This window comes from Variovorax sp. Soil_C_12, from assembly GCF_057657375.1.
Map to the genome: position 1 here is coordinate 363,839 of NZ_JBDGIO010000001.1, position 14,225 is coordinate 378,063.

General features: G+C 67.1%; 15 protein-coding genes, 1 tRNA gene and 2 pseudogenes. 11 read left to right on the forward strand and 7 right to left on the reverse strand.

What is annotated here, in order from left to right; translation table 11 throughout:
* Positions 1-3: 3 nt before the first annotated feature.
* Both AC3A6X_RS01860 and AC3A6X_RS01865 read left to right on the forward strand, forming a co-directional pair.
* A pseudogene (locus tag AC3A6X_RS01860) lies at positions 4-671 on the forward strand (transposase); the annotation flags it as partial.
* 380 nt (positions 672-1,051) lie between these two features.
* Positions 1,052-1,193, forward strand: a pseudogene (locus AC3A6X_RS01865) (transposase domain-containing protein); the annotation flags it as partial.
* A gap of 589 nt (positions 1,194-1,782) precedes the next feature.
* Here AC3A6X_RS01865 and AC3A6X_RS01870 read toward each other — a convergent pair.
* The 3 genes from AC3A6X_RS01870 to serS all read right to left on the reverse strand — a co-directional run bounded on the left by AC3A6X_RS01870 (position 1,783) and on the right by serS (position 4,662).
* On the reverse strand, positions 1,783-3,000 hold the full coding sequence (locus AC3A6X_RS01870) for a tyrosine-type recombinase/integrase (RefSeq protein ID WP_487840565.1): 1,218 nt from the start codon (positions 2,998-3,000) through the stop codon (positions 1,783-1,785).
* A gap of 185 nt (positions 3,001-3,185) precedes the next feature.
* Positions 3,186-3,276, reverse strand: a tRNA-Ser gene (locus AC3A6X_RS01875).
* Between the two features lie 54 nt (positions 3,277-3,330).
* Complete coding sequence (serS, locus tag AC3A6X_RS01880; RefSeq protein WP_487840566.1) at positions 3,331-4,662, reverse strand: serine--tRNA ligase; 1,332 nt, start codon at positions 4,660-4,662, stop codon at positions 3,331-3,333.
* 64 nt (positions 4,663-4,726) lie between these two features.
* On the opposite strand from serS, the gene AC3A6X_RS01885 reads away from it, so the two are divergent.
* The gene (locus AC3A6X_RS01885; protein ID WP_487840567.1) at positions 4,727-5,137 is read left to right on the forward strand and encodes a VOC family protein; all 411 of its coding nucleotides are present in this window, start codon (positions 4,727-4,729) and stop codon (positions 5,135-5,137) included.
* Here the strand turns inward: AC3A6X_RS01885 and AC3A6X_RS01890 are convergent, their stop codons facing one another.
* The 3 genes from AC3A6X_RS01890 to AC3A6X_RS01900 are packed head-to-tail and all read right to left on the reverse strand — an operon-like array spanning position 5,138 to position 7,526.
* On the reverse strand, positions 5,138-6,103 hold the full coding sequence (locus tag AC3A6X_RS01890; protein WP_487840568.1) for a threonine/serine dehydratase: 966 nt from the start codon (positions 6,101-6,103) through the stop codon (positions 5,138-5,140).
* On the reverse strand, positions 6,100-7,065 hold the full coding sequence (ispH, locus tag AC3A6X_RS01895) for a 4-hydroxy-3-methylbut-2-enyl diphosphate reductase (RefSeq protein WP_487840569.1): 966 nt from the start codon (positions 7,063-7,065) through the stop codon (positions 6,100-6,102). The genes AC3A6X_RS01890 and ispH overlap by 4 nt, the downstream gene beginning before the upstream one ends.
* A gap of 2 nt (positions 7,066-7,067) precedes the next feature.
* Positions 7,068-7,526: an FKBP-type peptidyl-prolyl cis-trans isomerase gene (locus tag AC3A6X_RS01900; protein WP_487840570.1), complete on the reverse strand. Its 459-nt coding sequence runs from the start codon at positions 7,524-7,526 to the stop codon at positions 7,068-7,070.
* A gap of 64 nt (positions 7,527-7,590) precedes the next feature.
* On the opposite strand from AC3A6X_RS01900, the gene radC reads away from it, so the two are divergent.
* Positions 7,591-8,268, forward strand: a complete 678-nt coding sequence (radC, locus tag AC3A6X_RS01905; RefSeq protein ID WP_309966214.1) for a RadC family protein — start codon at positions 7,591-7,593, stop codon at positions 8,266-8,268.
* A gap of 37 nt (positions 8,269-8,305) precedes the next feature.
* A complete protein-coding gene (locus tag AC3A6X_RS01910) occupies positions 8,306-8,965 on the forward strand; it encodes a Smr/MutS family protein (RefSeq protein ID WP_487840571.1) in 660 nt (219 codons plus the stop codon).
* A gap of 9 nt (positions 8,966-8,974) precedes the next feature.
* Here the strand turns inward: AC3A6X_RS01910 and AC3A6X_RS01915 are convergent, their stop codons facing one another.
* Positions 8,975-9,394, reverse strand: coding sequence for a group II truncated hemoglobin (locus AC3A6X_RS01915; RefSeq protein ID WP_309965429.1), 420 nt, complete (start codon positions 9,392-9,394; stop codon positions 8,975-8,977).
* A gap of 86 nt (positions 9,395-9,480) precedes the next feature.
* Between AC3A6X_RS01915 and AC3A6X_RS01920 the strand changes: the two genes are divergently transcribed.
* From AC3A6X_RS01920 to AC3A6X_RS01945, 6 genes are all read left to right on the forward strand, one after another.
* A complete protein-coding gene (locus AC3A6X_RS01920; RefSeq protein WP_487840572.1) occupies positions 9,481-10,311 on the forward strand; it encodes an ABC transporter substrate-binding protein in 831 nt (276 codons plus the stop codon).
* A 96-nt stretch (positions 10,312-10,407) separates the two neighbouring features.
* A complete protein-coding gene (locus AC3A6X_RS01925; RefSeq protein WP_487840573.1) occupies positions 10,408-11,103 on the forward strand; it encodes an amino acid ABC transporter permease in 696 nt (231 codons plus the stop codon).
* A gap of 16 nt (positions 11,104-11,119) precedes the next feature.
* Positions 11,120-11,830 (forward strand): amino acid ABC transporter permease, encoded by a 711-nt coding sequence (locus AC3A6X_RS01930; protein ID WP_487840574.1) that lies wholly within the window; start codon positions 11,120-11,122, stop codon positions 11,828-11,830.
* Entirely contained in the window at positions 11,827-12,570 is a 744-nt protein-coding gene (locus AC3A6X_RS01935; protein WP_487840575.1) for an amino acid ABC transporter ATP-binding protein, read from the forward strand. Before AC3A6X_RS01930 ends, AC3A6X_RS01935 begins: the two co-directional genes overlap by 4 nt.
* 13 nt (positions 12,571-12,583) lie before the next feature.
* A complete protein-coding gene (locus tag AC3A6X_RS01940; protein ID WP_487840576.1) occupies positions 12,584-13,597 on the forward strand; it encodes an isopenicillin N synthase family dioxygenase in 1,014 nt (337 codons plus the stop codon).
* Between the two features lie 136 nt (positions 13,598-13,733).
* Complete coding sequence (locus AC3A6X_RS01945; RefSeq protein ID WP_106556483.1) at positions 13,734-14,156, forward strand: rubrerythrin family protein; 423 nt, start codon at positions 13,734-13,736, stop codon at positions 14,154-14,156.
* Positions 14,157-14,225 lie beyond the last annotated feature (69 nt).

Genomic DNA, 14,225 nt, shown 5'->3' on the forward strand with positions numbered 1-14,225 from the left:
TGGCGCGAGCTGCAGCGCCTGGTACATGAGCGCATTGCGCACACGAACCGCATTGGTTCACTGCTTGTGCTGCACAATTTGCGGCCAGGATGTTCGATCGGAGGGCGTCAGTGAACGTCTTGGTGGGGCTCCCACAGCGGCGAGGTGCCCGCCACTTGCGCGCGGAGATTGAGCGCGAACTCATCCGTCTCAAGCTCGTGGAGGAGCAGTTTCGCGCAATCGAGACCGAGCGCGAGCGCGAGCTCGCGGAAGGCAAGCAGCCCATGGTCGCCCAGCTCATGCGCTTGGGGGCGATCGGCGTCCGCGGAGCATGGATGCTCGTCAAGGAGGTATTCGGATGGCGGCAATTTGCGAACCGCCGCCAGCTGGCAGGTAGTCTGGGCCTGGCCCCCACGCCGTACGCCAGCGGCGACAGCGAAATCGAACAGGGTATCAGCAAGGCGGGCAACAAACGGGTACGGACAATGTTGGTAGAACTGGCCTGGGGCTGGCTGCGGCGTCAATCCGACAGTGCACTCACGCAGTGGTTTAACCAACGCTTCAGGACGGCTGGCATGCGTATGAGACGGGTGGGCATCATCGCGCTCGCGAGGCGGCTGGCCATAGCATTGTGGCGCTTCCTGAACGACGGAGTGGCCAGCGACAATTATCTTGAGCGCCGCTCAAAGTAGTTGACGCCGGGCAACGGAGTGATCCCCGAAGGAGCTCGCCTCAAGTCTATTGCCGCAGCTGCTTGAGAAAACTGCTCGACACACGTCCAGCAGAGTAATCATGATCGAAGGTCAACGCGCCCGAGGCACCAGCTGGTCGCTGCATGCTGACCGTTCATTGAGAAGGGGCGCGTTCGAAAGTGGGGATTGCCAGCGCACTTGGCGCGCATGTGGCATGTGGTGCCCGGCTCGAGGGCCTCGCACGGATGGAAGTTTGGCCCGGCATCAAGCCGTGGCTATCGATATCCCCCGCCTTGGGTCACATTGGACGCTCACAAGTCTTCGAAGCCCAGTGCCGCCATAGTGCTCATCTGGCCCCTTGACACTGCAGTCCCCATAGAAGCTTGGTGCACTCCGCGCGGCTCGACGGCCACGAGCCCCTCGTGTACTTGAAGGACGTCCTCGAGCGACTGCCCACACAGCCGGCCAGTCGCACCCCAGGAGTTGCTGCCTCATCGCTGGCAACCGTCGGCAACATCCTGATCTGCGGCCGTCGTCGATACGGGATCACCGCGCGCTTACGCACGACTTGATACCGACGATGTGAGCCGACGCGCGCGGATGCCGCATTTCTACAACGGTCCAGGAACGTCGGGAACCTAGGACACGGTTAGGACACAGAGGCTGGAAAAGAGAAAAGGGTTAGCAGACACTTACCCGCTAACCCTCATCAAGCCTGGCGGAGTGGACGGGACTCGAACCCGCGACCCCCGGCGTGACAGCTTCGTGTAGACCGCCATTCACCGCCCCGACGGACATACGCGTCCTCATCGCCCAGCCCCTCGCTGGCCGCCGTTTGACCGATAGTAAAAGGTGCTGCGCGGAAGCTCGATCACTTGGCACCACGTCATTAGAGCAGGCTTGGGGCGGGTGACGATCGACAAGTTCTCGCTGTCGCTCACGAGGCGCAGGCGCGGGGTTTTTTTGGACGAGGTCCAGCTCCATCGTGAGCTGGCCGACCTTGCGCTCGAGCCCGGCGATCTTGGCTTCGTACTTCCGCGATGATCGATGCTTCGGGGCCTCTTCGGTGCTGAGCTCGGGCGAAGCATCTCTCTTCGCCTTCTTGGCAGCATCACGCCGCCTTGAACGGCAGGATCTTCGCGCCGGCGCGCAGCGCGTCCAGATGGTCAGCCCAAGCCTGCATCATCTTGCGCCGCTGCGGCAGGTAGGTCGCAAAGTTGTAGGCGGCGCTGACCTCATCCCGCTCCTGGTGTGCGAGTTGCAGCTCGATGATGTCGTGCCGATGACCGAGCTCGTGCAGGATAGTCGATGCCACGCCGCGGAACCCGTGACCCGTCATGCGGCCCGCGTAGCCCATTCGCCTGAGCGCACCCAGGATCGTGCCATTCGACATCGGCTTCTCGTGATCGCGCTCGCCCTGGAAGAGCAGTCCACTCAGGCCGCGCAGTTCATGCACGGCCGCGAGGACTTCGAGCGCCTGCTTCGACAGGGGCACGATGTGCGGGGTCTTCATCTTCATGCGCTCGGCCGGAATGCGCCATTCCTTCGCCTCCAGGTCGAACTCATCCCAGTGCGCGCCAATCAGTTCGCCGGTCCGCACGAACGTCAGCGCCATGAGCTTCATCGCCAATCGAGTCGCTGGCGTCCCCTGGTAGGCCTCGATCTTGCGCAGCAACTCCGGCATCTCTCTGGGCTCGACCCGGGCATAGTGTCCCCTGCTCCGCGGCTTGAGTGCATCGCCGGGCCTCACCTCGGCCGCCGGGTTGCGCTCGATGATCCCGTGCGCCACGGCGTACCGGAAGATCTGGCTGCACGTCTGCCACGCGCGCTTCGCAATGTCGACTGCGCCGCGCTCTTCGATCTTCTTCACGGCCGCCAGCAACTGCGGCGCCGTGATGCTCGCGATGGGCCTGCGGCCGAGTTCGGGAAACACGTCCGCCTCAAGCCTGGTGATCACGTAGTCGGCGTGCCGCTCAGACTTGCCCGTCTTCCAGTTCTCATGCCACGCGCGCGCCACCGCCTCCAACGAGTTGCCGACACGCACCCGGGTGGCAAGCTTGGCTTCCGCTTTGGCCTGGGCGGGGTCGTTACCCGCCTTGAGGAGAAGACGCGCATCGTCGCGCGTGCGGCGCGCCTGTGCCAGAGAAACTTCGGGATAGACGCCGAAAGCGAGGCGCTTCTCCTTGCCGCTGAAGCGGTACTTCCAACGCCATAGCTTGCTGCCCGCGGCGGTGACTTCGAGGTACATGCCGCCACTGTCGGCGAAGCGTTGATAGGGCCGACCGTCAACGCATCTCGCGTTCTTGCAGGCAGTGTCCGTCAGGGCCATTTGGGGGCATTTTCGAGGGGCATAGCGCCAATCGCGCCGGAATGCCCCCAAATGTGCCCCCGTTTTGGGCCGGCTGTCAAAGGAGCTGCTTGGACATCGGTGGACACAAAAAAGCCCAAGAGCCTTGATTCTCTTGGGCTTTAAGGGCTTTTTTGGACTTCTTCGGACGTCGGCGGAAACAGTCCTGGCGGAGAGGGTGGGATTCGAACCCACGGTACGGGGATACCGTACGCCTGATTTCGAGTCAGGTACATTCGACCACTCTGCCACCTCTCCGGAGTCTGGTGTTTGTCGAGCCCGCGATTCTAGCAGAGGCTTTCAGCGACTTTTTCAGGGCCGCAGGGTTTCGAAGCCGCCCATGTAGGGCCGCAGCGCCGCCGGCACCACGATCGAGCCGTCGGGCTGCTGATAGTTCTCCAGCACGGCGACCAGCGTGCGGCCAACCGCGAGGCCCGAGCCGTTGAGGGTGTGCACCAGCTCGTTCTTGCCCTGCGCGTTCTTGAAGCGGGCCTGCAGGCGCCGCGCCTGGAAGGCCTCGCAGTTCGACACCGAGCTGATCTCGCGGTAGGTGTTCTGCGCCGGCAGCCAGACCTCGAGGTCGTAGGTCTTGGCGGCGCCGAAGCCCATGTCGCCGGTGCACAGCAGCACGACGCGGTACGGCAGCTCCAGCGCCTGGAGCACGGCCTCGGCGTGAGTGGTCATGGCCTCCAGCGCCTCGTAGCTCTTCTCCGGATGCGTGATCTGCACCATCTCGACCTTGTCGAACTGGTGCTGGCGGATCATGCCGCGCGTGTCGCGCCCGGCGCTGCCCGCCTCCGAGCGAAAACAGGGCGTGTGGGCGGTGAAGCGAAGGGGCAGCTGCGCCTCGGCCAGGATCTCGTCACGCACGAGGTTCGTGAGTGGCACCTCGCTGGTCGGGATGAGGTAGAGCGCCGAATGGTCGGGCGCAGGCTCCCCGTCCTGCCCGCCCTTCTTCGCCGCGAACAGGTCGCCCTCGAACTTGGGAAGCTGGCCGGTGCCGCGCAGGGTGTCGGCATTGACCACGTACGGCACATAGCACTCGGTGTAGCCGTGCTGCTGGGTCTGGATGTCGAGCATGAACTGCGACAGCGCCCGATGCAGCCGCGCAATCGGGCCCTTCATCACAGTGAAGCGCGAGCCCGCGAGCTTGACGCCGGTCTCGAAGTCGAGCCCCAGCGGCGTGCCCAGATCCACGTGGTCGCGCGCCTCGAAGCCGAGCGCCGGCGCATCGGCGCCGTTGCCGCCTTTGGGGCTCCAGCGCCGGACCTCGAGATTCGCGTTTTCGTCGTCTCCCACGGGGACGCTCGCATGCGGGAGGTTCGGCACCGCGAGCAGGAGCGCCTGCAGTTCGGGCTGGATCGCCTCGAGCCGCGTGGCGGACGATTCCTGCTCGGCCTTGAGCGCATTGACCTCGGCCATCAGCGCCTCGACCGACTCGCCCTTGGCCTTCAGCGGCCCGATCTGCTTGTTGAGGGCATTGCGGCGCGCCTGCAATTCCTCGGTGCGGGTCTGCAGGGTCTTGCGCTCGGCTTCGAGGGCGCTGAAGGTCGCCACGTCGAGAAAGGTCTGGTTCTTCTTACGGGTTTCGAGGCCGGCAACGACCGACGCAAGGTCCTTGCGTAACAGAGTGATATCGAGCATCGGGCGATTTTAGGCGGGGGCGTAGGATGGTTTCTCCCCTCTGCAACCAACCCAAGGAGATTCGATGGAAGCGTACCTGTCCTTCAACGGAAACGCGGCCGAAGCGCTGGCCTTCTACGCCAAGAGCCTGGGCGGCAAGATCCTCTTCAGCATGACCTTCGGCGAAAGCCCGATGGGCAAGGACACGCCGGACTCGCACAAGAAAAAGATCATGCATGCGACGCTCGAAGCGCGCGGCAAGCAGATCATGGCCTCCGACCTGCCGCCCGGCATGGCCTTCGACGGCTACAAGGGTTTCTCGCTCTCGGTCCAGGCCAAGGACGTCAAGGAAGGCGAGCAGCTCTTCAAGGCGCTGTCCGAAGGCGGCAAGGTCACGATGCCCTACGCCGCCACCTTCTGGTCCCCCGGCTTCGGCATGCTGGAAGACAAGTTCGGCGTGCCTTGGATGGTCAACGTCGACCAGCCACAGAGCTGATCAGGCGAGACTCGCCGGGTCCACGTTCGCGCCGCAGACGATCAGGCAGATCTTCTCGCCTTCGCGCGGCGCATAGGCGCCCGTGTGCAGCGCGGCCAGCGGCAGGGCCGCGGCCGGCTCGACTGCCAGCTTGAGTTCCTTCCACAGCCACAGCTGCGCGGCGCGGATCGCCTCGTCGGGCAGCAGCAGGGCGTCGCGCACCTGGCGCTGCGTGATATCCCAGGCGAAGGCGCCGATGCGCCGCGCCCCGAGCGAATCGGCCGCCACGCCGCTCACCTCCACATCGACCGGCTCGCCGGCTTCGCGCGCGCGAAAGAGCGTGGGGGCGCGCTCGGGCTCGAGCGCCACCACGCGGCTGCGCTGCTCGAACCAGGCCGCCAGGCCGCCGATCAGGCCGCCGCCGCCCACGCTGACCAGCACTGCATCCGGCAGGCCGCCCTGGTCCTCGATCTCGCGGCCCAGCGTGCCGGCACCGGCCACCACCTCGGCCTGGTCGTAGGCATGGGTGAGCAAGGCGCCGCTCTCGCGCTGCCGCTCGAGGCAGGCCGCCAGCGCATCCGCGTACACCTCGCCGCCCACCACCACCGTGGCGCCGAGCGCGCGCAGCTTCGCGCGCTTGGCTTCCGGCGAGACGGTGGGCAGGAACACCTCGCAATGCAGGCCCAGCGCCTGCGCCGCCGCGGCGGTCGCGATGCCGGCATTGCCGCCCGAGGCCACGATGGCGCCGCTTTCGGGAATCTCGTGGGCCAGCAGCCGGTTCATCATGCCGCGCGCCTTGAAGCTGCCGCTGGCCTGCAGATGCTCGAGCTTGAGCCAGAGCTCGACGCCCGGCACCTCGATGCCCAGCGCGCGGCCCGGCAGCTTCCACAGCGGCGTCCTGTGCAAGAAATGCGGGGCGCGTTCGTGGATGCGCCGTGCGGCCGCCTCGATGTCGCGGCGCCAGTCGATGGCTGCGGCGCTCGTCACGAGATATGGCCCGGCGCGGGCATGTGGTCGAGTTTCAGGCCCTTGGGCAGCGGGAACTTGAGCGTCTCCTCGATGCCGTCCATCTTGCGCACCGACACCGCGCCCAGCGCCTTGATCCGATCGATCACCTCGCGCACCAGCACCTCGGGGGCAGAGGCACCGGCCGTCAGCCCCACGCGGGTCTTGCCGTCGAACCATTCGGGCTTCAATTCGGCGGCCGAGTCGACCATGTAGCTCTCGGTGCCCAGGCGCTGCGCCAGTTCGCGCAGCCGGTTGCTGTTGGAGCTGGTCGGGCTGCCGACCACGATCACCAGGTCCACCTGCGGGCTCAGCAGCTTGACGGCGTCCTGCCGGTTCTGGGTGGCATAGCAGATGTCCTGCTGCTTGGGCTCGCGCACCTTCGGGAAGCGCACACGCACGGCGGCCGAGATCTCGGCCGCGTCATCGACCGACAGCGTGGTCTGCGTGACCACGGCCAGCTTCTCGGTCTGCGCGGGCTGGACGCGCGCCACGTCCGCCACATCCTCCACCAGGTGGATGCCGCTGGACAGCTGCCCCATGGTGCCCTCGACTTCGGGGTGCCCCTTGTGGCCGATCATGATGAACTCGTAGCCCTCTTTGGCAAGCTTGGCGACCTCGACGTGCACCTTGGTCACCAGCGGGCAGGTGGCGTCGAAGATCTCGAAGCCGCGCGCGCGCGCCTCGGCCTGCACGGCCTTGCTCACGCCGTGTGCGCTGAACACCAGCGTCGAGCCGGGCGGCACCTCGGCCAGGTCCTCGATGAAGATCGCGCCCTTGGCCTTGAGCTCGTTGACCACGTAGGTGTTGTGCACGATCTCGTGGCGCACGTAGATCGGCGCGCCGAATTTGGCCAGGGCGCGCTCGACGATCTCGATCGCGCGGTCGACGCCGGCGCAGAAGCCGCGCGGCTCGGCGAGGATGACTTCTTCGACCGTGTCCATGTTCACAGCACCCCGATCAGCTGCACTTCGAAGCTCACCGGCTGGCCGGCGAGCGGATGGTTGAAGTCGAAGCGCACCGCCGTCTCGTTGGCCTCGATCACCGCGCCGGCGTAGCTGCCGCTGCCGTCCGGCGTGGGGAACTGCACCACGTCGCCCACCGCGTACTGCTCGTCGGGGTCGCCCATCTGCGCGAGCAGCTTGCGCGCCACCCACTGCTGCATGTCGGCGTTGCGCTCGCCGAAAGCCTCGCCGGCCGGCAGCTCGAAGGTGGCATGAGTCCCCTCGGCCAGGCCCATCAGCCGCTGCTCGACTGCGGGCGAGAGCTCGCCTGTGCCCAGCGAGAGCGTGGCCGGCTTGTCGCCGAAGGTGTTGATGATGTCGCCCGCGGGCCCGGCCAGCCGGTAGTGCAGCGTGAGGAAGGAGCCGGGCACGACGACGGCGGCGGAGGTGGTGGGGGACAAGGTGGCGCTCGCTATAGACTGGGGCCCTGTATTTTAGGGAGGGGCCAACGGGCCCATGCCAACCATGTCTTTCACCGATCTTCCCCTGGAAGCACGACCGCGCGAAAAGCTGATGGCGCTGGGCCCCGGCTCGCTGGCCGATGCCGAGCTGCTGGCGCTGCTGCTGCGCACCGGCCTTCCCGGCAAGAACGTGCTGCAGCTCGCGCAAGACCTGCTCGACGGCTTTGGCGGCATCAACGGCCTGCTTCATGCCGGACTCGACGACCTCAGGCGCATCAAGGGCCTGGGCGGCAGCGCCAAACGCAGCAACCTGGCGGCCGTGCTCGAGTTGGCGCGACGCGCGATGGCCCAAGGCCTGAAGGAACGCGAGCTGTTCGAGTCGCCCGACGCCGTGAAGCACTATGTGCAGCTGCAGCTGGCGGCCAGGCCGCACGAGGTTTTCGCCGCGCTCTTTCTCGACGCGCATCACCGTCTGATCGCGCTGGAAGAACTCTTTCGCGGCACCCTGACCCAGACCAGCGTGTATCCGCGAGAGGTGGTGACACGCGCCCTGCATCACCGCGCGGCGGCGCTGATCCTGGCGCATAACCACCCAAGCGGCTGCGTCGAGCCCTCGCGCGCCGACGAGGCCCTGACGCACACGCTGCGGGCCGCGCTGGCCTTGATCGACGTGCGGGTGCTGGACCACGTGATCGTCGCCCCGGGCCAGGCCCTGTCGATGGCCGAGCGCGGCCTGATCTGAGCGGGATGCGAAGGACGTATCCTCCAACAACCAGCCGATGCCCAGCAGACCCAAAGCCCTCAAGAGCCTCGCCGAGCTCAAAGGCGTGCAGAAGACCCTGGCCGAGCAGCGTGAGCGCGAAGCCGCCGAGGCCGCCGTGCGCGCGGCCGCCGAGAAGAAACGCGCCGCCGAGCAGGACCTGTTCTCGCGCGCCATCGGCGCCACGCAGCCACTGCGGCGCCGGCCTGCCGTGCCGCTGGCGCCCGAGCCGCCGGCGCCCCTGCCCGTGCAGAAGCAGCTCGACGAGCAGCGTGTGCTGCGCGAGTCGCTGTCCGACGAATTCGACGTCACCACCCTGCTCGACGCCGACGACGCGATGAGCTTTCGCCGCCCCGGCATCCACACCGACGTGACGCGCAAGCTGCGTGCCGGCGAGTGGAGCATCCAGCGCGAGATCGACCTGCACGGCATGCGCAGCGACGAGGCGCGGGAAGCCCTGGGCGAGTTCATCCGCGAGGCGGGCAAGCTGGGCGTGCGCTGCGTGCGCGTGGTGCACGGCAAGGGCCTGGGATCGCCCGGGCGCCAGCCGGTGCTCAAGGCCAAGGTGCAGCGCTGGCTGATCCAGAAGAGCGAGACGCTGGCCTTCGTGCAGGCCAAGCCGGCCGAGGGCGGGGCCGGGGCGCTGGTGGTGCTGCTGACGCCACCGCCGCGGCGCTAGGCCTGGCCGCTAACCGTTCCTGTTGCGCATCCAGTCGGCAGTCTGGAAGAACGAGTCGCGCAGCCGAGCGCGCAGCCCTTCAGGCACCTGCGTCTCCCCCATCGCCTGGTCCATGCACGCCAGCCACTGGTCGCGCTCCTTGATGCCGATGGTGTGCCCGCCGATGCTCTGCGGCAGGTGGCGCGCGCGCAGCATCGGATGCCCGAAGCGATCGGTGTAGTGCTGCGGCCCGCCCAGCCAGCCGCACAGGAACCAGAACAGCCGCTGCCGCGCGTTCTCCAGCGAGGGGCCATGCACCGCCCGCAGCTGCGCATAGGCCGGCTCCAATTCCATCAGGTCGTAGAAGCGCTCGACCAGCGCATGAACCTTCTGCTCGCCGCCGATCCATTCGAAGGGCGTGTCGAAAGGCGGTTTTTCCTGGATTTGCATGACGGCAGTATGCATATGGGAAAGAGCTATTTCACGCGGCAGGCTTTTGTTGCTATGGTGCGGACCCCTTTCCCCAGGAGAAAAAGATGCGCTTCCGTTTCGCTGCCGCCGCCTTCGCCGCGGCCGCCTTGCTCGCGGGCACCGCCGTCCACGCCGACCAGCTGGACGACATCAAGAAGAAGGGCCAGCTGGTCGTCGGCGTGCTCGGCACCGACGAGCCCGCCACCTTCATCGACCCGAAGACGCGCGAGATCATCGGCTACGAGGTCGACCTGGTGAACGCCATCGCGAAGAAGATCGGTGTCAAGCCGGTTCTCAAGCAGATCGCGGTGGCCGCGCGCATCCCCGAGCTGCAGCAGGGCCACGTGGACCTGGTCGCGGCAGGCCTCACGCACAACAAGGAGCGCGAGCCGCAGATCGACTTCTCGCTCACCACCTTCGTGACCGGCCAGAAGGCCATCGTCAAGAAGGACAGCGGCATCACCGACGTGCCGCAGCTCGCGGGCAAGAAGGTGCTGACCATCCGCGGCGGCACGCAGGAGCCCAACATCAAGAAGGCCGTTCCCGGCGCCGAGGTCGTGACCTTCGACACCAGCCAGCAGGCCTTCCAGGCGCTGCAGCAGGGCAAGGGCGTGGGCTACGTCGACGACGAGGCCGCGCTGCTCAACAGCTACGCCAAGCTGGGGCCGCAGAAGGCGCAGTACGTGGTGCTCAAGCAGAACCTGAGCACCGAGGCGCTGGCCATCGGCATCAAGAAGGGCGAGAGCGGCCTCAAGAAGGTGGTCGACGACACCTTGCGCGAGCTCGAGAAGTCGGGCGAGGCCGAGAAGATCTTCTTCAAGTGGTACGGCCCGAAGACCAAGTCGGGCTTCGAAACGCGCAGCTTCAAGATCGAGACCGACAAGATCGACAGTTGAAGACAGGGTGAGCGCCGCGCCCGCCGCGGCGCTTGCCGGATGCGTACCATGTGCCCCGCGGCCGCCCGCCGGGGCACCGCCGCATCCGATCGTTTCATGCCGCTCTTCGACTATTCCCTGCTCCTCACCGGGCGCTACCACGACATGCTGGTCGCGGGCCTCCTGCTCTCGCTGCAGCTGCTGGCCGCCTCGCTGATGCTGGCCCTGCCGGTCGCGCTCGCGGTGGCGCTGCTGCGCCTGGCGCCGGTGGCCGCGCTGCGGGGGCTGGGCTTCGCCTACGTGGAATCGATCCGCAACATCCCGCTGCTCGCGCACATGCTGTTCTGGTACTTCGGCGCGCCCGAGCTGCTGCCCGAGGAGCTCAAGCAGCGCCTCTACGCCGGCCGCATCGAGGCGATGAGCGCGGTGGTGGCGCTGGGCCTCTACACCGCGGCCTACATGGCCGAGGACATCCGCAGCGGCATCCGCGCCATTCCGGCGGTGCAGATGGAAGCGGGCCGCGCCCTGGGCTTCGGCTTTCTCGCGACCATGCGCCGCATCATCCTGCCGCAGGCCTTGCGCGTCACCATTCCGCCGCTGATCTCGCAGACCCTCAACCTCTGGAAGGGCACCAGCGTGGCCACCGTGATCGGCGTGGCGGAGCTGATGTACCAGGCCGGGCAGGTGGAAAGCGCGACCTTCCGCAGCGCCGAATCCTTCGCCTTCGCCACCGCCGCCTACCTCACGGTGTCGATGCTGATCACAGGCGCGGCGAGCTGGTACCAGCACCGCTTTCCGCCGCGGGCGCTGTGAGGACCGGAGCCGCATCGTGATCGAGCTCGTGCGCGACTACTGGGTCTACTTCCTCATCGGCCAGTACCCCAACGGCCCGCTGGGCGGCCTGGCGCTCACGGTGCTGCTGGCCTCGCTGGGCCTGGTGCTCGCCCTGCCCTTCGGCCTGCTGCTGGGGCTGGCGCGCGTGAGCCCCTGGCGCTGGCTGCGCTGGCCGGTGACGCTGGTGGCCTTCGTGGTGCGCGGCACGCCGCTGCTGATGGTGGTGTTCTGGGCCTACTTCTTCCTGCCCAGCGTGACTGGCGTCAAGACCGACCAGTTCACCACCATGCTGATCGCGCTGGTGGTCTTCGACGGCATCTACATCGGCGAGATCGTGCGCGCCGGCATCCTGGGCCTGCCGCGCGGCCAGGTCGAGAGCGCGCGCTCGCTGGGCCTGGGCTGGGGCCGCACCATGCGCTTCGTGGTGCTGCCGCAGGCGCTGCGCAGCATGCTGCCCTCGCTGGTGAACCAGTTCGTCTCCACCATCAAGGAGACCTCGCTGGGCTACATCATCGGGCTGGCGGAGGTGTCCTTCATCGCCTCGCAGATCAACACCCAGGTCTTCACCAAGCCGGTCCAGGTCTACGTCATCCTGGGATTCACTTACTTCGTGATGTGCTTCGGGCTGTCGCGCTTCGCCTACTGGCTGGAGCGGCGCACGGGCCGGCGCACGACCGTCCGCGAAGCACCGAAGGCACCCGCATGATCGAATTCGACAAGGTCAACAAGTGGTACGGCGACTATCACGCGCTGGTCGACGTGAGCGAGACCATCGCCCGCGGCGAGGTGGTGGTGGTGTGCGGCCCCTCGGGCTCGGGCAAGTCCACGCTGATCCGCACCATCAACCGGCTGGAGCCGATCCAGTCCGGCCGCATCACGGTCGACGGCAAGGACATCCACGCGCGCGGCATCGACCTCAACGAGTTCCGCTCGCACATCGGCTTCGTGTTCCAGCAGTTCAACCTGTTCCCGCACCTCACGGTCATCGGCAACTGCACGCTGGCGCCGATCCAGCTGCGCGGCCTCTCGCGCGCGGAAGCGACCGAACGCGCCATGGCCCTGCTCGATCGCGTCGGCTTGGCGAACAAGGCCGACGCCTTTCCCTCCGAGCTCTCGGGCGGCCAGCAGCAGCGCGTGGCGATCGCGCGGGCGCTGGCCATGCAGCCGCCCTTGATGCTCTTCGACGAGCCCACCAGCGCGCTCGACCCCGAGATGGTGGGCGAAGTGCTGCTGGTGATGCGCGATCTCACGCGCGAAGGCATGACCATGGTGGTCGTGACGCACGAGATGGGCTTCGCCCGCGACGTGGCCGATCGCGTGCTCTTCATGGACGCCGGCCGCGTGCTGGAGCGCGCCACGCCCGACGACTTCTTCAACCGCCCCCAACACCCGCGCGCGCAGCAGTTTCTTGCCGACATCCGCACGCCCTTCGCGCACGCGGTTTGATACGCTGACTTCGATGAGCACATCGACCCCTTCGCTGCCCGTCATCGACATCGCACCGCTGGTCGCGCATACGCCCGAGCGCGCGGAGGTCGCCGCACGCATCGGCGAGGCCTGCCGCGCGCACGGCTTCTTCTACGTCACCGGCCACGGCGTCGACCGCGCGCTGACGCAGCGCCTCGAAGCGCTCAGCCGCGCCTTCTTCGCGCTGCCCGAAGCCACCAAGATGCAGTGGCGCATGGAACTGGGCGGCCGCGCGTGGCGCGGCTACTTCCCGACCGGTGGCGAGCTGACCTCGGGCCGGCCCGACTGGAAGGAGGGGCTCTACCTCGGCACCGAACTGCCCGATGACGATCCGCTGGTGCTCGCGCGCACGCCGGTACACGGGCGCAACCTGTTCCCGGACATCCCCGGCCTCAGGCAGACGATCCTCGACTACATGACCGTCGCCACGCGCCTGGGCCACCAGTTGATGGAGGGCATCGCGCTGAGCCTCGGCCTGGCGGCCGACTACTTCGCCGAGCGCTACACGGCCGACCCGCTGATCCTCTTTCGCCTCTTCAACTACCCCACCCAGCCGGTCCCGGCCGGCCTGGATGTCGCATGGGGCGTGGGCGAGCACACCGACTACGGCCTGCTCACCATCCTGCGCCAGGACGACATCGGCGGCCTGCAGGTGCGCACGGACGAAGGCTGGATCGACGCGACGCCCATCCCCGATGCCTTCGTGATCAACATCGGCGACATGCTCGACCGCATGACCGGCGGCCTCTACCGCTCGACGCCGCACCGCGTGGTCCGCAACACCTCGGGCCGCGACCGGCTGTCCTTCCCGCTCTTCTTCGATCCCAACTTCCATGCGCGGGTCAAGCCCATCGAAGGCTTGCCCCGGCCCGCCGTGGTCGACGACAGCGCCACGCGCTGGGACCACGCCAACGTGCATGCCTTCGACGGCATCTACGGCGACTACCTGCTCGCCAAGGTGGCCAAGGTGTTCCCGCAGCTGCGCGAGGCCGTGCTGCCCGGCTGAAGCCATTGCCTGCCTCAATGATCCTTATTGAGGCTTTGTATGGCACATCCCGCTGCTTGGTGTAGATTGCAGGGGCGCCGCTGCCACGGCAGCGACGGTTCCACTTTGCATGCCTAGCCAATCCCAGGAGATAGCCATGGACTTGAAAGGATCGAGAACCGAGCAGAACCTGAAGGACGCCTTTGCAGGCGAATCCCAGGCCAACAGACGCTACCTGTACTTCGCGACCAAGGCCGACGTCGAAGGCCAGAACGATGTCGCAGCGCTGTTCCGCTCCACCGCCGAAGGCGAGACCGGCCATGCGCACGGCCACCTGGAGTTCCTCGAGCACGGCTCGGGCGACCCGGCCACCGGCCTGCCGATCGGCGACAGCCGCCTCAACCTGAAGGCCGCCGTCGCCGGCGAGACCCACGAGTACACCGACATGTACCCGGGCATGGCCAAGCAGGCCCGCGAAGAGGGCTTCGACGAGATCGCCAACTGGTTCGAGACGCTGGCCAAGGCCGAGCGCTCGCACGCCAACCGCTACACCAAGGCGCTCGAGGCGCTGGTCGACTGAGCCTCGGCCGCGCGCGAGCGCTTCACGGGCGAAGGGCTCTTGACCGGCTCCGCCCACTGACGCCACGCG